Genomic DNA, 18,994 nt, shown 5'->3' with positions numbered 1-18,994 from the left:
TTCAGTGAAGACAAAAGAGGAGTGGCGTCAGGGTCACGCTTGTGCAGCTAAGAAACAACACTGAACAACAATGTGCATTGCTGGGTTATCTCTGGCTGTCATTTTGATGCAATTGCAATAGTATATGATTCAAAGAATAGAACCCGTACAGAATTTTTTTGCACCGAGTTCTTTTCTCCGCTTTAACGATGTCCTTCCAGCATGCGCCAACATAATGCACACGTGGAAAGTAAATCGTTTGCTGATCGTAAAGCGGAGTTAACACGACCTCACATGGATTTCGGAGTACTTATGCCTTTATTTGATCACTTTCTGGTGATTGCCTTGTTAGTGGCAATCAGCGCATTTTTCTCGATGTCAGAGATCTCGCTGGCGGCTGCGCGCAAAGTGAAATTACAGATGCTGGAATCTGAAGGAGAATTACGTGCCGCCAAAGTATTAGAACTACAACAAGCACCGGGACATTTTTTTACGGTGGTGCAAATTGGTCTCAACGGTGTAGCAATTCTCGGCGGTATTTTGGGTGAGCAAGCGTTGACCCCCTATTTTGCGAAGGTGTTTCATACCTTGTTGGGTGACGATGCATGGATTGATACCGCTGGCTTTCTGAGTTCTTTTTTGTTTGTCACGTCAATTTTTATTCTGTTTGCTGATCTGATGCCAAAAAAACTAGCCATGATTGCACCCGAATCTGTCGCTATTGTCGTTGTCACACCGATGCTGCTCTGCGTCCGCTTATTTAAGCCTTTAGTCTGGGTATTTAATGGACTCTCGAATCTAATTTTTAATTTATTAAAGTTGCCCATGGAACGCAACGAGCAAATCACCTCAGATGAGATTTACGCCATGGTTGATGCTGGTGCCGAGGCCGGCGTCTTGCAAGCGCGTGAACATCACATGATAGGCAATGTGTTTGAACTGGAAAGCCGCACGGTACCAAGTGCGATGTCGCAGCGGGATAGTATTGTGTATTTCACATTGCAAGACAGTGATGTCGTCATCCGGCAAAAAATTGCTGAGCATCCGCATACAAAATTTCTGGTCTGTGACGGCCATATTGATCACGTCGTCGGCTACGTCGAATCCAAAGACATCTTAAAGCGTGTACTGACGAACCAAGCGTTTTCTAAAGTGCAGGAATTATCCATCCGTACCGCATTAGCAGTACCTGACTCGCTGACATTATCAGAGATGTTGGAGCAATTTAAGGGTACACGCGAGGATTTTGCCGTCATTTTGAACGAATATGCGCTAGTCGTCGGTGTCATCACACTCAACGACGTATTAAGTACGCTCATGGGAAATCTGGTTCACCCCTTCCTTGAAGATCAGATCGTTCAGCGCGACGCGAATTCATGGCTAATTGACGGCGCGACAACAATTGAAGATGTCTGCCGCGCGCTGGATATTGATTCCTTGCCGGAGCAGGGCAGCTATGAGACTATTGCAGGATTCATGATGACGATGCTCAAGAAAATACCAAAACGTACGGATTACGTGATGGTCGGCTCGTACAAATTTGAAGTTGTCGATATTGACCATTACCGTATCGACCAATTGCTGGTAGTACGCGTCGAAGACGTTCCAGCCTCCTAACAATTATTTGCAGAATTCTAACGCCGCCAGCATCAGGTTGACGGCGTTTTCGTTTTAATCAGGAAAGTTTCATGTCTCAAGCTTGCGGAGTAGATTTTGGCACCTCAAATTCAACAGTGGGTTGGCATCAGGCCAATCGGCCAGCACTGTTAACCCTCGAACAGGATAAGCTGACCCTGCCATCGGTGGTCTTTTTTAATGCTGAAGATGAGGAAGTCAGCTATGGCCGCGCGGCGCTGAGTAACTATCTTGCGGGCTACGAGGGACGCCTGATGCGTTCCATGAAAAGCTTGCTGGGAACGAGTCTGATGGATGGTCAGACTGAAGTACTAGGAAAAAGTATCGCATTTCGTGACTTGTTAGGACAGTTTATCGGCGAACTCAAACACCGCGCCGAAACCTCTGCGGGTCAGCAATTTGACTATGCAGTTCTGGGGCGTCCTGTGCATTTTATTGATGATAACAAAAATGCTGACCGCATAGCGCAAAATACCTTAGAAGATATTGCGCTGGAAACGGGCTTTAAAGAAGTTCACTTCCAGTTTGAACCCATCGCTGCCGCGTTCGACTACGAGTCACGGATCACCAAAGAAGAGCTGGTGCTCGTCGCCGATATTGGCGGTGGTACCTCTGACTTTTCACTTGTTCGGCTGTCACCTGAGCGCTCGCATGTCCTGGACCGCAGTGCGGATATTCTGAGCAATGGTGGCATTCATATTGGCGGTACAGATTTTGACAAGTATCTGAGTCTGGCACACATCATGCCGTTGCTTGGACTTGGTGGAAAATTGTCAAATCTGACGGATATTCCCTCCAGTTATTACTATAATCTGGCAACATGGCATACCATCAATCAGGTCTACACCCAAAAGGTTGGACGAGAGCTGGCTGACGTGTACCGCGATATCCAGAATCCTGAATACCGGATGCGTTTTGACCGTTTAATCAACCTTGTCGAAGACAAGGATGGACACTGGCTCGCGATTAAAGCAGAGGAAGCTAAAATTTTGCTTTCTGACAAAGACATGGTAACTTTACAACTAGAACGTTTACGTAGCAAACAAGCATCAACTGCCTGTTCCTTAACTATCGAGCAAACAGGTTTGCAATCAGCAATCGGTCATTTAAGTGTCAGTATCGCCAATGCAGTATCGGCTGTCATTGACGATGCAGGAATCCGGCCTGACCAGGTCGATACTGTATTTTTTACAGGCGGTTCTAGTGGTGTACGTGGTCTGCGCCAGCAAATTGCAGCCATCGTCCCCAACGCTCGTAATGTTGAAGGTGATTTATTTGGAAGTATTGGTGCCGGGCTTGGCTTGGATGCTGCACGCCGATTCGCCTAAGCCTGCGCTTTTCGTTTTTTCGTATAAGGCTATACTGAAAAGCTAGTCCTATAGATGTCCCCTCTTGGGAGGTTGCATGGCGATCGATGACGACGATTTGTTCATTGAAGAAGACTTAGACGAAAGCCCATTATCAGCGCCGTCTCATCGCCAGCGAAGCTGGAAAATTGCCATTGTTGACGATGATGATGACGTCCACAAAACAACCTGTTTTGCACTTCAATACACGCAAATTCTGAATCGTCCTCTAGAGTTTATTCATACCTACTCCAAAGAAGAAACCCGGCGCGTATTTGCCACTGAATCTGACATCGCCGTCGTTCTGCTCGATGTCGTGATGGAAACGGAGCATGCTGGTCTGGAGCTCGTCAGCTACATCAGAGACGAGCTCCGATGGCACGATACGCGAATCATTCTGCGCACTGGTCAGCCAGGCTATGCCCCAGAGGAAGATGCGATTCGTGATTATGATATCAACGACTATAAAACAAAAAACGAACTCACCCGTAAAAAGTTGCTGACATCCTTAACTGCCGCCATCCGCTCTTACGATCAGATCCGGACTATCGACGCCAGCCGTCGCGGTCTGCATCAAATCATTATGTCGAGCGCCTCATTTACCGTTGAACATGGTATTGACGCTTTTGCTGCTGGTGTGATCACCCAAATTGCAGCCCTCTGCGGCGTCCCACCAGAGGGACTGTTGTGTGCGCAAGGAGAACCCTTCGAAAGTAATCATCGACAGCAATTTAATGTCATTGCCTCGGCTGGACAATATAGTCGACTCATGAATTGCGCGATCGACGATATCGGTGACAAGAAAATTGAGGATGCACTTCACTATGTCCTGACCAATCGCGAATCGCTATTTAGTGAGCATCATATGACCTTGTATTTTTCGGGTCGTGGAAATCGCCCACTAGCAGCATATATAGACCTGCCATATGCGTTGTCAGAAATCAACCATCACTTATTGGAAGTCTTTTGTTCAAATATCGGTGTATGCCTCGACAACCTCAGCCTCGTGAATCAGCTGAAAAATCATGCCTATCGGGATCAATTATTGATGCTGCCGAACCGCTTGACATTTATCGACCACATCAATGAACTGATCAAAAATAAAGTCCCGCAGCAAATGCTGGCATTAATTGATATCGACGACTTTGCAGAAATTAATGACGTACTAGGTCACCATTACGGCGACCTTCTATTGCAAGCGGTTGCTGACCGGTTACGTACCGATCTCGGCGACGAGATTTTCTTGGCGCGTATATCCGGTGACGTCTTTGGCTTGCTGGGTCATCAGTCACAATTACTGCCCGAAAAAATAAAACAATTATTCAGCTCCCCTTTTATTTTTGATGACACCGCACACGCAGTGTCGACGTCGACGGGTATGGTCGAGCTGGCTGGCTATGAAACTGACGGGGCTGAAGCATTAAAAGATGCCAGCATTGCCTTAAAACGGAGTAAGATCTACCAGCGCGGTAGTTACACGTTGTTTACCCGGAAGATGGGTCTGGAAATACGCGAACGGGCAACACTGATGCAGCATTTGCACGAAGCATTTGATGCCGAACGTCTTTTTTTAATGTATCAACCACAGATTGATCTCAGTACCAAACGCTTTATTGGTCTAGAAGCATTGATACGCTGGCGCACGGATGATGGCCAGATGATTCCACCAAACGATTTTATTCCATTGGCCGAATACTCAGGTCTGATCATCAGTCTGGGTGCCTGGGTCTTACGTACCGCCTGTTTTTTAATGGTCAGGCTACAGCAGGCTGGACTCGCACCGGAGAGAATGGCCGTCAATGTCTCCGTCGTTCAGTTCAGGCAAGATGATTTTGTCGAGAATGTACGTAAAGCGCTCGCTGATAGCGGTTTAAGGCCAGATAGTCTGGAGTTAGAGATCACCGAATCGGTAACGATGGCCAGTGCCAGTATGTTTGAATCACGCTTACATGATCTGAAAAAAATGGGGATTCATATTGCAATTGACGATTTTGGTACCGGATTTTCATCCCTCAGTTATTTAGACAAGCTGCCTGTCGACCGTCTTAAAATCGACCGCGCTTTTGTCCAGCAGATTGATACACCAACCGGTCCGAGGATTGCAGAACTAATTACACAACTAGGTAAAAAATTAGGTCTGAAAGTCATTGCAGAGGGGATCGAGACGCAAACTCACTGGGATATTTTAAAAGCAATGGGATGCAATGAGGGGCAGGGGTTTTTCCTCGGTAAACCGATGTCTGAGGATGTGTTGTTGGAATGGGTTAAGGCGCGCATTTAAAAAACAGGCGAGGGGTGGATAAAATACGCTCGCCTGTCTTATTCAGTGTGCAATCAATGACTGCTTATCCATTTGTCTAGCCATCCGCTCCTGCATTTCTTTTTGCGCACGAGCGTGAGTTTCATCAAATATTTTCTGTTGCTCCGGTGTCAATGCAGCATAAAACACTTTGACGGCTTCTAACCTCGTCTGCATTAAGTTTTCACGATGCTTCATTTTTTCCAACGAGCGTGCCATTCTCTCAGGCGTACTTAATTTATCGGCGTCTTGATTGAACGGTTCCTCCACCACTGATGCTGGCGTCATTGCCTGTGTAAAAGTTTTCCATGCTGGCTCCTGAGCTGGCATAATTTTTAATTTATCATGCAGTTCAGATTGATGTTTTGCCATTTGCTCTTTCCGCTTTTCTTGCCATTTTTCAATCTCTTGCGGAGAACGAATTGGAGAATGCTCTCCATTCATGGAAGCAACAGGAAGAGTGGCGTTTGTTTGAGCAAAGGCTCCGCCAACGACGTTCACACCTGCAATAGCAAGTAGGATTAATAATGTTAATTTCAATTTTTTCATGTCTATCACTTTTCAAACTGACAGGACTTACGCAGAACTACCATTGTGGAGCACGGCAACAGATAGCCTTTAGGGGACAATGACAGTTTTGCATAAATCCTCATTGAAACAATTTTGATTCTCTGATGTTCACAATAATTCAGCATCAATAATTCGGCATTTATGAGGATTCACCAGACGGTACTAACCTGAGCATATAGTGCGCTTTGCTTGTATCTTGCGATTATCTATTTGCTGCTCTTTGTATCCGTGCGTAACATAGAAGAAGCAAATTGCAAAATTGATGATGCTAAGTTTCCAGACAAAGGTTTATCATAACAAGCTGATACAAAATCACCATTTTTTTGCGGGGAACCAAGCTCATAATGGGACATATGGATACATCAAATAAAATTCTTATCGTTGACGATGACCGTGAGATCCGTAATCTACTCGCGGAATATCTTGATCACAATGGCTACACCGCAATTATGGCGGCCGACGGTCCCACCATGTGGGCAGCTATGCTGGAACATCACTTTGAACTGATTGTTCTTGATCTGAACCTGCCTGGTGACGACGGATTAACGTTATGCAGAAATTTGCGTGGCAAGTCGAATGTTCCGGTCATCATGTTGACAGCCCGCGGCGAACCACTCGACCGAATTATTGGTCTGGAGATGGGTGCCGATGATTATTTACCAAAACCATTCGAACCACGCGAGTTATTAGCGCGTATTCGGAGCGTGCTACGCCGCACGCAGCATACGAACTCTCATTCCGGCGGTGATGCTGCCCAGAAAATCAAATTCGCTGGCTGGACGCTGGACATGACAGCACGGCATCTGATCAGCCCAGACGACATGATCGTTTCTTTATCCGGTGCAGAATTCAGAATGCTGAACATATTTCTGGAGCATCCAAACCGTATCCTCAATCGTGATCAGTTATTAAACATGACCCACGGTCGTGATGCTGATCCGTTTGATCGCTCGATTGATATTCAGATCAGTCGTTTAAGACAAAAATTACGCGAAGATGCTCGGACACCGCAAATCATCAAAACTGTACGTAATGGTGGCTATGTGTTGGCTGTTAGCGTGGTGACAGAAAAAAATACATGAATATTCTGTCGTCAATGTGGGGGCGGGTGTTTTCCGTACTGATGGTGGGTATGGTTTCTTCCACCGCATTGACTGGCTGGCTGGCCTTTGGTGAGCGTGAAAGAACGCTCATGCAATACCGAGTTTCACACAATATCGAACGTACGGAACAGATGGCGCGCGCCTTGGACGTGTTACCAACGTCCAGCCGAGAGCAATTTTTGGCGGCAGCGCCACCAATGGGTCTGCAGGTTGCCTCCGCACCATCAGAAAGCACGCCTGCGACGCCTGAATCCGATTATGCAAAAGCCGTTAGTGAAAAGCTGGGAGAAAGTTTCCATGTCACCTCATTACCAACGGATGCAGCTTTATGCCCACGCCAGCCGAAAGGAACAAACGTACCCCATCTCCCGTGTGAAACACTAGGGATTACCTTGCATGATGGTACGGGCCTGCGTTTAACGGTGACGCCACCTCGCTCGACACCGCCATTGCATTCTGATTTTGTACAGTATTTGCTCATGTTTTTGGTCAGCATCGCAATTTTGTCCTATGTCATTGCAAAAATGGCGATGCGTCCGCTTCAACAAATGGCTGAAGCAGCGATGGCACTCGGGCAAGATATCAATAGTCCGGCACTACCTGAAAAAGGTACGAGCGAAATTCAACAGGCGACACGGGCTTTCAATGCCATGCAGGGGCGTATTCGCCACCATATTTCACAGCGCACACACATGCTCGCAGCGATTACGCATGATTTACAAACGCCATTAACACGTTTGCGGTTGCGCTTAGAAAAAGTGAGTGATCCAGAGTTACGTGACAAGCTCATTGGTGATCTCTCGGCCATGCAAATGATGATACGCGAAGGACTAGATTTGGCTCGTAGTATGGACAGTAGCGAGGCACTCCGGCCACTGGATATTGACTCATTGATCGACAGCGTTTGCAGCGATGCAGTCGAGGCTGGACAGCAAGTGAGCTTTTCAGGCCTTCCAGGAATTACCATTCTGGCAAAACCGCAGGCATTGCGGCGCTGTCTGACCAATTTGATTGATAATGCAGTCAAATATGGTCATTATGCAAAAATTAGCCTGAAATTAGAAAAAGATGACGCAACTGACGTCCTTAAAATCTTGATCCATGATGGGGGAGCCGGTATTCCAGCCGACTTTCAGAGAAAGGTGTTTGAACCGTTCTTTCGTATGGAAACCTCCCGCTCGCGCGAATCTGGTGGTACCGGCCTCGGTTTAACCATTGCACAAAATATTGCCCAACAACATGGTGGACAACTTCAGTTAAGCAATCTGCCAGAGGGTGGCTTAGAAGTGGCACTCACCCTTCCTGTTCATCAGTCTTCTGAAAGAAGCTGATTCTCCTCTCCTGACAAAATTCTTCTCAGTAACCCTCTGAGAGGATAAACGATCATCTCAGCCACACTTTGTGGTTCAATGGCAGACTTGAGCACGTCATCGACATCGGTTAACATAGCGTTGTCTATAGCATGAAGGCTATCAGCTATGTCTGGAGACCTTTCGGTCTGAGCTCACGTAGCCGAGAGATATCTGCTTTCTTTGATGTATCCTGCACTCATCGCTAACAAATAAATATCCAATGTAACCGGTGGCGTTGTCTTGTAATTCAAGGTAAGTCAGAAAATTGGTCAGACAATTGCTATGAACACTATCTGTCACTCTGCTACGCAGCTGAGCGCCACACCACTAAAGTAATTTGAGCGTTAATCCTAACAATAAGAGAAAATATAATCATGATTAATTTACAACTAGGTGATGTGGGTCATACTATCCAGCTGGCGATTGCGCCTGTGTTTTTACTCACGGGTGTTGGAACGAAACTCTCGGTACTCACCAGTCGCCTAGCGCGCATCATCGACCGCGCGCGCGTCGTTGAACAATTGCTGCGTACAGAAGAAGGTAAACGCATCGAGATGGAAGCGGAGCTAGAAGAAGAACTCGATGAGTTATATCGCCGTTCGCATTTGATCAACCGAGCAATCACTCTCAGTACGACAACGGGCTTGCTCATTTGTCTGGTGATTGCAGCATTGTTTTTAGGTGATGCGACGGGACTAACACTTGATAAATTGATCGCTGCCTTGTTTGTCGGCGGGATTTTATCGCTGATCGGCAGTTTTATTTTTTTCATGAGAGAAATATTTGTGGCAACTCTCACACTCTCCCGCCAACATCAGCGCGACAAAATTAGACGTTTGCCGCGCTGAGCCAGTGGATGTTACGGACTAACGACGACTAAGACATTCGAGGACGAACTGGCAACGCCTGGGCATGGTGCTGGTGATTCGTAGGAAGCGCATACTTGAAATGTAAAAGTCAGCGGCTTAGTTCCCGGCGTAAGCGACGGCGCGATAAATCCAGTTGACTGCGCATTGTAATTGACGAGACTCACCGTAGTCTGCCCACTCGTCTGAATCCAGCTATAGTAAATTGGTGTTGACGTCGTGGAGCTCGTCGTTGAACTGGCAACCAGATAAACCGTTGCGCCACTCGTCACCTGCTGAATCGGATTATTGACCGTCACAAAAATAGGCGGCAGAGCGCTGACGTAGAACACTACAGGATACTGTTTAACGGAACTACTCGATAAGTTCGTCGAATCAATCGGTGAACTAGACGCATACAACGTAAAGGTGTACGTCGTTGGGGTCGTTACGACACTTGGAAAAACGACGCTGGCAATCGCGCTGTTCGGGTTGATCACTGTGATCGGGGCTGCTGTTGATGGCGATGCGGAAGTATATCGCCATAAATAATAAATCGTCCCCGTCGTGACTTTGCCATTGGCATCATACAATTTACTTGGCGTCCCATCTAATGTCTGCGTGGCACCAGGCAAGATGTTACCGCCACTGCCAGAGATCGGTACCGCAGTCGGCAACACAATCGGGTTAATGGTGATTGTTTGAATTGCTGTGCCCGTCTTTTGATTGCTGTCAGTCACACGGCATTGCAATTTGACGGTGGTTGCCTGCGTCACCACTGGCGCCACAAAACTACTGCTCGCGGATGTCGAATTAATCAGATTCAGAGTCAGCCCTGCAGCGTCGTTGACTGCCCACTGATAAGAAAACGTAACGCCACTTGCTTCCGTCGTTCCTGCGGTTGCCGAGCAGGTTAGAGGCACAGTGTCCCCAGATGTGACGCTGGCGTTTGCACCAACGGTCACAACAGGATTGCTGGTGCTTGAGGCCGATTGCAGCACCTTGAGCGAGGTGGACGTGTTGCTAGTATTGCCTTTCGCATCTGTCGCGTAGAAAGACAGCTGATACGTATTATCCGCCGTCAGCAATGCTGGGGGCGTCAACTGCAACGTGCAGCTCACGCCGCTACCAGTCGCATCTGCCTGCGTGCTGGTGCAACTACTGTTAGCCACCGCCGTCACTGGATTAGCACCTAGTGTCAGCGTTGTGATTTGCCAATACATACTGGTAATAGCTCCAGCACTGCTGCTGGCATGTCCGACAAAACTCAATGGATTCCCGCTAGAGACCGTCGTTGGTGCTGGTGCAGTGACCGATACCGCACTGCTCGACGAACCCGATCCGCTACTTCCACTACTACTGCTGCTACCGCCCCCACATGCAGACAATATAAAACTAAGCGTTGCGACAAGCGCGAGATGAGCAAATCTGGGCTGGGAATTCACAATGGCTCCACGAATCAAAAATTAATCAACAGTTGAGAACCGTAGGGCTATCGTCCCAAGAAAGGGGCTCCAGCTTTCCAATGTCAGTCCTTAACATACGTAAGAAACGCATTGTATCTTTATAAGCAAGCATCCTAGTTACCAAAATCGCAAATGAAAGAATCTTTATACATTCATCGTTGCAAAGACTAGTGCAAATAACCAATAAATGTGGCAATCTCGACTTTCGGTTTTCATCATACGGAGACACCCCATGAATACCTTGCATTATCCGCATTGGCCACAAGGCTTGCCGTATCAACTGATCGCGCCCGCCACCAGCGTTTATCAGAATCTGCATATTTCAGCTCTCCGTTACCCTGACAAGCCTGCATTGATCTTTTATGATTCTGTGCTGACGTATCGTCAACTACACGCAGAAGTCGTTGCTCTGGCGGGTTATTTGCAACACGCATGTGGTGTCAAGCGTGGTGATCGTGTTTTACTGAACATGCAAAACTGTATGCAATTTGTGATCAGTTATTATGCGATTTTAAGAGCTGATGCAATGGTCGTTCCTGTTAACCCCATGTTGATGAGCGATGAACTAACGCATTATGTACGTGACAGCGGCGCAAAAACTGCCATCGTGGCACAAGAGGTGTTGCCCCGATTCGCTGAACTACTCAACCAGTCCGATCTACAACACATCATTGTCAGTACGTATTCCGATTATTTACTTAACGACACCAGCCTCAACGTACCCGAATTTGTAAAGGCGCCAGTGGATGTTCCCGCCTTAGATGGTATGACGTCTTGGAAAAAAGCATTAGCGACAACGATGACGCCGGGTGAGCATGTAGCAGGGCCAGACGATCTAGCTTGCATGCCATACACCTCAGGTACAACGGGACACCCTAAAGGTTGTGTCCATACCCATAGTACTGTGATGTTCAACATCGCAGCCAGCCCAGTGTGGACTGGTGTCGGCGTCCCGAACCAGGTTACCTTAGCGGTCCTGCCGTTCTTTCATGTGACTGGGATGCAGTCGGTCATGAACGTCACGCTCTATTGTGGTGGCACGCTGGTTATCTTGCCGCGCTGGGATAGAGACGCAGCGGGACAATTGATTACGCGTTATGGGGTGACTAATTGGACGTTAGTGCCGTCGATGATGATCGATTTTTTATCGAATCCTCGTCTCGAAGAATACGATATTTCCAGACTCGCTCGCGTATCTGGCGGTGGCGCGGCCATGCCCGCAGCGATTGCTCAAAAACTCAAAGAACTTACGGGGCAAGTCTACATGGAAGGCTACGGGCTCTCCGAAACTATGGCACCTTCGCATGTCAATCCTCCCCACCGCATGAAGCAGCAATGCCTCGGTATCCCGCTGTTCAATGTTGATGCGCGGGTTGTTGATCCCGGAACAGGTAAAGAGGTCGCCCAAGGAGAGCAAGGTGAAATTTGGATTCATGGTCCACAAGTCTTCAAGGGTTACTGGAACGATCCCCAAAAAACAGCCGAAGCATTTGCCGAACTAGATGGCAAACAATTTTTCCGCTCAGGAGATCTGGGCTATATCGACGACGAGGGATTCTTTTTCTTTACGGACCGCCTCAAACGAATGATCAATGCCAGCGGATTTAAAGTCTGGCCTGCTGAGGTAGAGTCGATGATGTATCAGCATCCGGATATTCTCGATTGCTGCGTGATCGCCAGTCGCGATCCCTACCGTGGCGAAACAGTGAAAGCGGTCATCGTTAAGAAAATCAACTCCACTGTGAACGCAGAAGATATTATTTTCTGGGCCAACCAAAAAATGGCTGCCTATAAAGTACCAAAAATGATCGATTTTGTAGAGGCTTTACCAAAGTCAGGAACGGGAAAAGTGATGTGGCGCGCATTGCAGGAACAGGAATTCAGTAAAAAATAAACCTTGTAAATGTTCCTATCACGTATGCCTGAAACAACAAAACAGGCTTTGCATCATGTAAGTTTTGGCATAGTATGGAAGACATATCGGGTCTGAATTTCAACAGACGCCGATACGTTCTCATGGCATGTTGACGTGACTATGATGTCTATCACAATTTGGTTCTTTTTCTCATTGTTGAGCTTACATTTTCACGAACGTCATCTGCAGTTCCCAAATGGCATGCCACGCTTTCTCGTCATTTTTCCTGCTACCAAATCTAGCAAAATTAATGATGTAAGCGATGCTGTTTAACAAAAAAATTAACTCATAGTTAAGGGGTCGTAATGAATTTTCGTCAACTTCGCATAGGAACGCGTCTCGCTATTGGCTTTGGCGTCATTTTGATTTCTTTTGTTCTGATTTTAATTGTCAGTAGCGTCTTCAATGCCAGCAATCGTCAGACCATGATGAAAGGCATCGAACTTTCTCAGAATAAAACCGCGTTAGCAGCTGCAATGAAAAGCAGCATGTTAGAAGGGGGATTGGCGATTAGAAATATTGGCCTACAAACAGATCTCGGCGAGATAGAAAAACAAAAAATAATTATCAAAAAACAACGTGAACGGTTTAACGAAGCACGCGACAAACTAGTGGCATCAGGCCTCAACGACGGTGAGAAAAAAATTCTCGATACCGTCGCAGGCTATGATCAGCAAGTAGACACACCAACCAAAGAAGCCATTAAATTGCTGCTCGCGTTTAATGGCGAAGAAGCCGTCAAACTCATCGCAACACAAATTGATCCATTGCAACAAAAAGCTTTGCTTGAAATCAATAAACTCGTCGATCTCCAAGATACGGCATCGATGGATCTGAGAAGTAATGCCGAAAGTAGCGCGAACAAACTGATTGGAGCACTGACAGCAATTGGTGTCATCGTTCTCCTCGCAGGTGTCGGCTTCTCTATTATTCTGACACGCAGTATTACTAAGCCACTTGATGATGCAGTACAAATTGCAAAACGGGTGGCTGCTGGCGAATTATCTCAACGTGACGCTGCTGATGGCAATGACGAAATCAGTGAGTTGTTAAATGCACTTAAAGAGATGAGCGACAACTTGTTTAACATCGTCAGTGAAGTGCGACAAGGTACTGATGCCATTGCCATTGCATCGAGTGAAATATCCACCGGGAATGCGGATTTATCATCGCGCACAGAAACACAGGCAGGGGCCTTGGAAGAAACGGCCAGTTCAATGGAACAAATTACTGCTACTGTGCGGCATAACGCCGATAACGCTCGTCAGGCTAACGATCTGGTAACGTCTGCGTCCAACTTTGCGGTTCAAGGTGGAGGAGAGGTCGGTAAGGTCGTCGACACCATGAATTCAATTAAAGAGAGCTCACGTAAAATTGTTGACATCATCAGCGTCATTGATGGCATCGCCTTTCAAACAAATATTCTGGCCCTAAACGCAGCCGTTGAAGCAGCGCGAGCAGGCGAACAGGGGCGTGGTTTTGCGGTAGTAGCATCGGAAGTCCGAAACCTAGCCCAACGGAGTGCAAGCGCTGCGAAAGAAATCAAAATCCTCATTGGCGACTCCGTTGAAAAAGTAGATAGCGGAAGTAGACTGGTTGACGCCGCCGGTAAAACGATGAACGAGATTGTCACGTCTGTTAAACATGTGGCAAATATTATGTCTGAGATTACTGCCGCAGGTCAGGAACAAAGTACAGGCATTGAAGAAGTTAATCGCGCCATTACCCAGATGGATGAGATGACACAACAAAATGCGGCACTCGTTGAACAAGCAGCTGCAGCCGCAGAAAGTATGGAAGAACAAGCAGCAAATCTCGCACATGCTGTTTCCGCCTTTAAATTAGGGACGCAAGGCAGTCAGGTCACAATAAACCGAGGAAGCACAATACGCAAAGTCGAGGCAAGAACAGACACCAGTGTATTGGCTGAAACCAAAGGAAAATTAATCAAAGCCCTAGGTCTTCACGATCGTTAATTTTGCAGTGGCTGTATTAACAATAACGCACCAACGCGCTGCAGCTACACCAAGCTAAAACTATGAATAAATTGGAAGCATTAAAAAAGATTGTCGCGGAGGCAAAGGTAGGAGAGCTAACTTTTCCAACGAATGTTCACGCGACACTGAAAATACAAGAAGCGCTGAATGACCCAGAGTGTGGCATCGAAACAGCCGCCACACTCGTCATGCAAGACCCGCTAGTGGCGACGCGGGTAATTGGCATTGCCAATTCGATTGCTTATAGTCGATTTGGAGGAGGCATCACCAATGTTCGTACTGCTATTAGGATCCTCGGTTTTAATACGTTGCGTTCAGTTGTCATCGCCGTAGCCATAAAACAACTACATCAAGCGGTCAAAAACACGCAAATCAAAGAACGAATGGAGCAACTATGGCAGCATTGCGCACATGTTGCGGCGATGGCTCATTTACTGGCAAGACATGTCAGCAACATTGATCCGGAAACGGCGTTATTTGCAGGCGTAGTGCACGAGGTGGGGGGATTTTATCTTCTTTCTCGTGCCGAAGAATTGCCGTCGTTGTTAGACTATACGCCGTGTGAGACCGCTGATGCGCTCGATGGAGACTATGATATTTGTCTTTGTCGCGCAGTGCTCCGGCAATTACTCGTTCCGAAGCGCGTCGTCAGCGCCATTGAAAGTCTGCGGTACGGGACACCAACACTGCCTCCGGAATCACTCGACGACACCTTATTTCTCGCCAACGAACTGGCCGATGTCGTATCACCATTAGACCACCGAGAAGAAAGTGCCATTGAGCAAGCAGCAGAACTTGATTTTACGGTTAAAGACTCAACCCTACGTCATATTCTCGATGAGTCAACCGATGATTTACATTCGCTCATTGCAAGTCTAACCCACTAAAAACGGGTTAAAGAACATAGCGACATAAACCACATTGGCCTATGTTGTGTGCATTTAATAATGCGGCGGTCTTTCATCGACCACGGTATTGCGCTGGCTTGCAGTGATAGCTAGTTCACGCATTCTGGCAGCCATTGCTGTCAATAATGCTTCCAAGTCATCTATTTTCTTTTGCTGCCGATACACTTGTGTGTTCAGGGTTTCAACCAAATCATCCTGCCGCGATAAGCGTATTTCAAGATCAACCAGACGTTCTTCGATATGCATCATAAGCTACTTTCATCAAATGGATCCGTAGTATGCCATAGCCGCCTAGCCGCAGATGCACGTATTCGCTCCTGTGTAGGATCGACGATATCGGCAACCATCAACGGGGATAAGAAAAACAGTCCATCAGTGATGATGGCTAGCGTAGCGAATAATCAAACCAAAAATAGCGGCGATACCGACATAGGCAAACAACTATTTTTGCTTTGATCATTCGATGTCGTTGGCTGAACCTGAGCCTGAACCTTATCTGAGCGTCGAATCATCCCCAAAATCGGGGGCCAGATCGTTGAATCCATGAACAAAACTATCGTCTTTTTCCTCATTACTGTCATCACCGTACCAATCAAATGGAAGTACGGTGATTGGTTGCAGCGGCAAGACGCTGTGCGTTATCCTGTTCATCACGGTCCATTGTCATTTTTTCTTGCATAGTTAAATGTCTGGCGCTAATCACGACTGTTTGCATACGAAACTCCTCTGCATCAAATGCGATTTTTTGCTCTTCATTCATCCGCTGCGCAGTAATAACGACGGTAGGAATTGCACTTGCGACGTTATTGTTTGTAGTGAAATGCTCAGTGAATGCATTGCCGACAGCAAACACGCCAGCGACCAATGCGGTTGCGAAAAGAGCGCTGTTTTTGATTGATGTTTTCATGTTGTTTCTCCTGTTGTGGTTGGTTGATGTCTCCACTGTAGACACTCAGCGGTCAAGCTGCTACCAAGATGCGACGAACTGCAAAATTGGGGGGATGAAGCAAAAAAAACAGGGGTTAAAGCAGTACTAGAACGCTAACGAAAAATAGGCCAAGTCAATCCCCGTAGGTAAGTAAACTGGTGCTGTGCCGAGGCTAGTCCACACTAACAACGTAAAAAAATACGCGATCAGTTGAGCAGAAAATTGGTCATGAACCCATCGCGTTTGTAGACTAGTTTTTAAGGACGCCAGCTACTACAAAATACATATTGTTGTCACTTTTAAGCGCATTTTTTGTGAAATATTTTGTTCTTTAGGGCAATAAGAACGTTTGTGCTGGAAATTAAAATCCCGTTGAACTACTATGAAGTGCATTCTGTTTGCGGAGCGTTTTGGTATCGCCCAATGAAAACACCCGGTAAATCCCGAATCCAACAATCAAACTGACCACCGCGTATATTGGATTAATGTGCGCCCTAAGGAGGAATGTCAACATGTCAAACGGTAATAGTATCCATACTGATGCGGTAAGCAGCAATCAGCCACCCTTGGAATTTCTGTCTTTTACCTTAGGTAAAGAAGAATACGGAATCGACATTCAGCGGGTACAAGAGTTACGCGGCTACGAGGCAGTGACACGTATCGCTAATGCCCCGGACTTCATGAAGGGTGTGATGAACTTACGTGGCGTGATTGTACCTATCATCGATTTACGCATGAAGTTTGAGCTGGGTAACGCCGTCTATGACGACTTTACCGTTGTCGTTATTCTTAATGTCTCAGGGCAAACCATCGGTATCGTGGTGGATAGTGTTTCTGACGTGATTACCTTAGAACAAAATCAGATCAAACCAACGCCAGAGATTGGCTCCAACATCGACGCCAGCTTTTTAATTGGCCTGGCACCGCTTGACGAACGTATGTTAATCCTGATGGATATAGAGAAATTGATGTCTTCAGACGACATGGGCTTACAGCTGGCGCATGTAAATTAGGCAAGCATGACAGTGATTTGAGTGGCTTAAGTCTGTAGAACAGGTTGCTGGCGCGGTACAATACGCCATCCTTCGCTTTTGTGCCGTGCCATGACTATCCTGCTGACTACCCTCAATGCCCGTTACGCCCACGCCTCTCTGGGCTTACGCTATTTGCTCGCCAATATGGGGGATCTGCAAAACGAGACCCAAATTCATGAGTTTGTGATCGGTGCCCGGAGCACCGATATCGTTGAAAAGATTCTTGCTTATCGCCAACCAGACCAACCACTGATCGTGGGCTTTGGTGTCTACATCTGGAACGTCGTCGAAATCACCCAGGTCGTTGCGATCTTAAAACGTGTTGCACCTGATATTGTCGTTGTGCTCGGTGGGCCTGAGGTATCGCATGAAACGAATGATCAGGAAATTATCCGCTTAGCCGATTACGTGATTACAGGATGGGGCGATGTCACGTTTCCTGCCTTGTGTCAGCAACTCATTCATGGTCCAAAACCATTGATGAAAGTACACGCAGGACAACAGCCCCCAATGAGCGAGATCAAACTGCCGTACACGTTATACAGCGACCAGGATATCCGTCATCGCACGCTGTATGTCGAAGCGTCCCGCGGCTGTCCATTCAAATGTGAATTCTGTTTATCGGCACTCGATAAAACCGCCTGGCCTTTTGATATCGATACTTTCCTGCTTGAAATGGAAAGTCTATATCAGCGCGGCGCGCGCTTATTCAAATTCGTCGATCGCACTTTTAATCTGAATATCAAAACCAGCTTAAAGATCATGCAGTTTTTTCTGGATAAATTGGCGGCCGCACCAGACGACCCCGTATTTGCGCACTTTGAAGTCGTACCGGATCATTTACCTGATGCGTTAAAAGAAGGCATACAAAAATTCCCTGACGGTACATTGCAATTTGAAATCGGTATTCAGAGCTTTAATCCGGAAGTACAAGCACTGATCAGCCGCAAACAAAATAATGATAAAGCGGCTGAAAATATCCGCTGGTTGTGTGAACATTCGCATGCCCATTTACACGTTGATCTGATTGCAGGCTTACCCGGTGAGACGATGGAAAGTTTTGCGGCGGGTTTTAATAAACTAGTCGCACTCGGTCCGCACGAAATTCAGTTTGGTATTTTGAAACGCTTACGTGGCACACCAATTATCCGCCACACAGAAGCGTATCAGTTGGCATTTGATCCGATGCCACCGTACACCATTCTGGCAAACAAGGATGTGCCTTTTGCGGAGATGCAAAGACTGGTGCGGTTTGCGCGTTATTGGGATATGGTGGCTAATTCAGGACGATTCGCTAATACCCTGCCGGTCATGCTCGGAGAAACACCATTTGAGAACTTTATGGCATTTTCTGACTGGACTTACGCCAACACCGATGCAACGCACAGAATCGCGCTGGATCGCCTTGCTGGGCTAGTATCAAGGTGGCTGCAGGAAGAGCGTGGGTTGAGCAAGGAAACTGTTTTAGCATTCGTGTCGAGCGATTACGCAGGTCATGTGAAACATAAACAAGGCGGCGAAAGAAATAGTATCGCGGCTGACATCGTCACCCCTGTAGCGAAGGCAACGCCGCAAAGACAAAGCCGTCATCTGGCTGCATAACATCATTACCTGCTT

15 protein-coding genes are annotated in these 18,994 nt (G+C 47.0%); 11 read left to right on the top strand and 4 right to left on the bottom strand.

The features are described 5' to 3' along the window. Positions 1-291: 291 nt before the first annotated feature. The 3 genes from ACO0KV_RS08970 (at position 292) to ACO0KV_RS08960 (ending at position 5,241) form a co-directional block, all read left to right on the top strand. Positions 292-1,596 carry a hemolysin family protein gene (locus ACO0KV_RS08970; protein WP_423041975.1) on the top strand — a complete coding sequence of 435 codons (1,305 nt, stop codon included), beginning with the start codon at positions 292-294 and terminating at the stop codon, positions 1,594-1,596. A gap of 71 nt (positions 1,597-1,667) precedes the next feature. Beyond that, the gene (locus ACO0KV_RS08965; protein ID WP_423041973.1) at positions 1,668-2,942 is read left to right on the top strand and encodes an Hsp70 family protein; all 1,275 of its coding nucleotides are present in this window, start codon (positions 1,668-1,670) and stop codon (positions 2,940-2,942) included. A 76-nt stretch (positions 2,943-3,018) separates the two neighbouring features. Then, positions 3,019-5,241, top strand: coding sequence for an EAL domain-containing protein (locus ACO0KV_RS08960; RefSeq protein WP_423041971.1), 2,223 nt, complete (start codon positions 3,019-3,021; stop codon positions 5,239-5,241). Positions 5,242-5,283: 42 nt separating this feature from the next. Here the strand turns inward: ACO0KV_RS08960 and ACO0KV_RS08955 are convergent, their stop codons facing one another. Continuing rightward, positions 5,284-5,808, bottom strand: coding sequence for a Spy/CpxP family protein refolding chaperone (locus ACO0KV_RS08955; RefSeq protein ID WP_423041969.1), 525 nt, complete (start codon positions 5,806-5,808; stop codon positions 5,284-5,286). A gap of 374 nt (positions 5,809-6,182) precedes the next feature. Here ACO0KV_RS08955 and ACO0KV_RS08950 point away from each other — a divergent pair, with 374 nt between their 5' ends. The 3 genes from ACO0KV_RS08950 (at position 6,183) to ACO0KV_RS08940 (ending at position 9,132) form a co-directional block, all read left to right on the top strand. Then, positions 6,183-6,911: a response regulator gene (locus ACO0KV_RS08950; RefSeq protein WP_423041967.1), complete on the top strand. Its 729-nt coding sequence runs from the start codon at positions 6,183-6,185 to the stop codon at positions 6,909-6,911. Then, positions 6,908-8,263 carry an ATP-binding protein gene (locus ACO0KV_RS08945; protein WP_423041965.1) on the top strand — a complete coding sequence of 452 codons (1,356 nt, stop codon included), beginning with the start codon at positions 6,908-6,910 and terminating at the stop codon, positions 8,261-8,263. Before ACO0KV_RS08950 ends, ACO0KV_RS08945 begins: the two co-directional genes overlap by 4 nt. 398 nt (positions 8,264-8,661) lie before the next feature. Continuing rightward, positions 8,662-9,132, top strand: a complete 471-nt coding sequence (locus tag ACO0KV_RS08940) for a DUF2721 domain-containing protein (RefSeq protein ID WP_423042023.1) — start codon at positions 8,662-8,664, stop codon at positions 9,130-9,132. 11 nt (positions 9,133-9,143) lie between these two features. Here the strand turns inward: ACO0KV_RS08940 and ACO0KV_RS08935 are convergent, their stop codons facing one another. Beyond that, on the bottom strand, positions 9,144-10,574 hold the full coding sequence (locus ACO0KV_RS08935) for a hypothetical protein (RefSeq protein ID WP_423041963.1): 1,431 nt from the start codon (positions 10,572-10,574) through the stop codon (positions 9,144-9,146). A 253-nt stretch (positions 10,575-10,827) separates the two neighbouring features. Here ACO0KV_RS08935 and ACO0KV_RS08930 point away from each other — a divergent pair, with 253 nt between their 5' ends. The 3 genes from ACO0KV_RS08930 (at position 10,828) to ACO0KV_RS08920 (ending at position 15,394) form a co-directional block, all read left to right on the top strand. Then, positions 10,828-12,489: a long-chain fatty acid--CoA ligase gene (locus tag ACO0KV_RS08930; protein WP_423041961.1), complete on the top strand. Its 1,662-nt coding sequence runs from the start codon at positions 10,828-10,830 to the stop codon at positions 12,487-12,489. A 326-nt stretch (positions 12,490-12,815) separates the two neighbouring features. Continuing rightward, a complete protein-coding gene (locus ACO0KV_RS08925) occupies positions 12,816-14,486 on the top strand; it encodes a methyl-accepting chemotaxis protein (protein WP_423041959.1) in 1,671 nt (556 codons plus the stop codon). Positions 14,487-14,548: 62 nt separating this feature from the next. Further along, a complete protein-coding gene (locus tag ACO0KV_RS08920) occupies positions 14,549-15,394 on the top strand; it encodes an HDOD domain-containing protein (protein WP_423041957.1) in 846 nt (281 codons plus the stop codon). A 54-nt stretch (positions 15,395-15,448) separates the two neighbouring features. On the opposite strand, the gene ACO0KV_RS08915 is transcribed toward ACO0KV_RS08920, so the two are convergent. Continuing rightward, positions 15,449-15,664, bottom strand: coding sequence for a SlyX family protein (locus tag ACO0KV_RS08915; RefSeq protein ID WP_423041955.1), 216 nt, complete (start codon positions 15,662-15,664; stop codon positions 15,449-15,451). Positions 15,665-16,007: 343 nt separating this feature from the next. Then, complete coding sequence (locus tag ACO0KV_RS08910) at positions 16,008-16,322, bottom strand: hypothetical protein (protein ID WP_423041953.1); 315 nt, start codon at positions 16,320-16,322, stop codon at positions 16,008-16,010. A 533-nt stretch (positions 16,323-16,855) separates the two neighbouring features. Here ACO0KV_RS08910 and ACO0KV_RS08905 point away from each other — a divergent pair. Further along, positions 16,856-17,356, top strand: a complete 501-nt coding sequence (locus ACO0KV_RS08905) for a chemotaxis protein CheW (protein ID WP_423041951.1) — start codon at positions 16,856-16,858, stop codon at positions 17,354-17,356. Between the two features lie 90 nt (positions 17,357-17,446). Continuing rightward, positions 17,447-18,979, top strand: a complete 1,533-nt coding sequence (locus tag ACO0KV_RS08900) for a DUF4080 domain-containing protein (RefSeq protein WP_423041949.1) — start codon at positions 17,447-17,449, stop codon at positions 18,977-18,979. Positions 18,980-18,994: the final 15 nt, after the last annotated feature.

The sequence above is a fragment of the Undibacterium sp. RuRC25W genome (assembly GCF_049339825.1).
Classification (GTDB): Bacteria; Pseudomonadota; Gammaproteobacteria; order Burkholderiales; family Burkholderiaceae_D; genus Undibacterium.
Note: the sequence above shows the minus strand (reverse complement) of the source record. Positions and strands in the feature narration are given on the sequence as shown.

Bases quoted from the DNA above. Each gene is read 5' to 3' on its own strand.
- ACO0KV_RS08970 (WP_423041975.1), top strand. From the start codon at position 292: ATGCCTTTATTTGATCACTTTCTGGTGATTGCCTTGTTAGTGGCAATC.
- ACO0KV_RS08965 (WP_423041973.1), top strand. From the start codon at position 1,668: ATGTCTCAAGCTTGCGGAGTAGATTTTGGCACCTCAAATTCAACAGTG.
- ACO0KV_RS08960 (WP_423041971.1), top strand. From the start codon at position 3,019: ATGGCGATCGATGACGACGATTTGTTCATTGAAGAAGACTTAGACGAA.
- ACO0KV_RS08955 (WP_423041969.1), bottom strand. From the start codon at position 5,808: ATGAAAAAATTGAAATTAACATTATTAATCCTACTTGCTATTGCAGGT.
- ACO0KV_RS08950 (WP_423041967.1), top strand. From the start codon at position 6,183: ATGGATACATCAAATAAAATTCTTATCGTTGACGATGACCGTGAGATC.
- ACO0KV_RS08945 (WP_423041965.1), top strand. From the start codon at position 6,908: ATGAATATTCTGTCGTCAATGTGGGGGCGGGTGTTTTCCGTACTGATG.
- ACO0KV_RS08930 (WP_423041961.1), top strand. From the start codon at position 10,828: ATGAATACCTTGCATTATCCGCATTGGCCACAAGGCTTGCCGTATCAA.
- ACO0KV_RS08925 (WP_423041959.1), top strand. From the start codon at position 12,816: ATGAATTTTCGTCAACTTCGCATAGGAACGCGTCTCGCTATTGGCTTT.
- ACO0KV_RS08920 (WP_423041957.1), top strand. From the start codon at position 14,549: ATGAATAAATTGGAAGCATTAAAAAAGATTGTCGCGGAGGCAAAGGTA.
- ACO0KV_RS08915 (WP_423041955.1), bottom strand. From the start codon at position 15,664: ATGATGCATATCGAAGAACGTCTGGTTGATCTTGAAATACGCTTATCG.
- ACO0KV_RS08910 (WP_423041953.1), bottom strand. From the start codon at position 16,322: ATGAAAACATCAATCAAAAACAGCGCTCTTTTCGCAACCGCATTGGTC.
- ACO0KV_RS08905 (WP_423041951.1), top strand. From the start codon at position 16,856: ATGTCAAACGGTAATAGTATCCATACTGATGCGGTAAGCAGCAATCAG.
- ACO0KV_RS08900 (WP_423041949.1), top strand. From the start codon at position 17,447: ATGACTATCCTGCTGACTACCCTCAATGCCCGTTACGCCCACGCCTCT.